At 66.1% G+C, this 1618-nt stretch carries 2 protein-coding genes and 1 other annotated feature; both genes read right to left on the minus strand.

Annotated features, from left to right (window positions below; genetic code table 11):
• Positions 1-179: 179 nt before the first annotated feature.
• Positions 180-1423, minus strand: a protein-coding gene (locus tag J4Z35_RS14000) for an IS3 family transposase (RefSeq protein ID WP_131940167.1) whose coding sequence is annotated in 2 segments (ribosomal slippage) — positions 180-1150 and positions 1150-1423 — 1245 coding nt in all. Because the reading frame shifts where the segments join, the coding sequence is not laid out codon by codon here.
• Positions 1020-1154, minus strand: a sequence feature (AL1L pseudoknot). (Overlaps the previous gene by 135 nt.)
• An 84-nt stretch (positions 1424-1507) precedes the next feature.
• Positions 1508-1618, minus strand: a 111-nt coding sequence (locus J4Z35_RS14905; RefSeq protein ID WP_347813553.1) for an IS3 family transposase, incomplete at its 5' end; no start/stop codon positions are given.

The following is a 1618-nucleotide window of genomic DNA, read 5'->3' on the forward strand; positions in this document are numbered from 1 at the left end:
AACGTGCGCAAGATGTCAACCTGATTGGAGTGCAGTGGGGTTGAGTTGGGGGATTTCGGGTGTTGCGGCGGCGATGGGGCGCCGGCCTCGGTAGCGTTCGGGGTTCGCGGCGTACTGCGCATCCAGGACGGCTTGGCGTTCGGTGTGGACATTGAAGCGTCCCGGGTTTCGTGCCGCTCCTATGCGGGTGCCAACTCTCGGTTGAGGTTGGCGTAGTAGGCGGTCTCGTACTCGGCCGGGGTGGTCATGGCCAGAGACGAGTGGAGCCTTCGGTTGTTGTACCACTCGACCCATCCGGCGGTGGCGTACTCGACGTCGGCGATGGTCTTGTACGGGCTGTCGTGGAAGATCGTGGTGGTGATGCACTCGGTCTTGTACAGGCCGATGACGCACTCCATGAGTGCGTTGTCGTACGCGTCCGCGACGGTGCCGATCGATGCGGCGATGCCCTCGGCGGCCAGGTGCTCGGCGAAGCGCAGGCTGGTGTACTGCGACCCGGCATCGCTATGTGCGATCAGCTCGCCGGGTTGGACGGGGTGCCCGGCTCGGTCGCGTTCCCACAGCGCGATCCGCAGCGGTGTCAGGACCAGCGGTGTCGTCTTGCTCGTCGCGGCGTGCCAGGCCACGACCTTCTGGGAGTAGCAGTCCAGGACGAACGCGACGTACACGAAACCCGCCCACGTGCGTACGTAGGTGAAGTCCGCGACCCACTTCGTGTTCGGCGCTGCCGCGGTGAAGTCCCGGTTGAGCAGGTCACCAGCCCGATGCCCGTCCTTGGCCGGGATCGTGGTGCGTACCGGACGGCCGCGGCGTACCCCGTTCATCCCCGCGACGCGCATGAGCCGATCCACGCGACCGGCGCCGACCTGGTGACCTTGCCTACGTAGCCAGGCGGTCATCTTGCGACGCCCGTACAGCCCTTCCGGGGTACCGACGAGGTCGTGCAGGACGTTGAGCAGGACCGCGTCGGACGTGTCACGGGCCGATGCGCTGCGGTGGCGCCAGGCCCGGTAGGTGCGTGCGGCGATCTGGCAGCCCTCCTGGCGGAGCACCCTGCAGACCGACTCGACCGCGTGCCCCTCGGCGCGCATCTGATCGATGAAACCCATGATCATCGGTTGCGGGGGTCGAGCTCCCCCGCGAAGAAAATCGAGGCCTTGCGTAGGAGCTCGTTGTCCTCGCGCAACCGCTTGACCTCGCTGCGCAGACGACGCAGCTCGGCCAGGTCGTCGCTGGTCGGCCCGTCCTTCAGGCCGGCGTCGACGCGGTGTTGCGAGACCCAGCGGCGCAAGGTTTCACGGCCCACGTCGACCTTCGGTGACACCAACGCGACGGCCTTGGTGACGGACCCGGCTTCCTCGACGCGGTCCAGGACCATCCGCACCGCGCGGTCCTTCACCTCGGGATCGAACTTCTTCGGCATGAACAACATCCTCTCGAACTCGAAAGGAAGCGGCATCACACCCGGGACGCTTCACTCTGAAGCGTCCCGGGTTTCGTGCCGCTCCTATGCGGGTGCCAACTCTCGGTTGAGGTTGGCGTAGTAGGCGGTCTCGTACTCGGCCGGGGTGGTCATGGCCAGAGACGAGTGGAGCCTTCGGTTGTTGTACCACTCGAC

It is taken from the genome of Dermacoccus sp. NHGro5 (assembly GCF_017565385.1).
GTDB classification, from domain to species: domain Bacteria; phylum Actinomycetota; class Actinomycetes; order Actinomycetales; family Dermatophilaceae; genus Dermacoccus; species Dermacoccus nishinomiyaensis.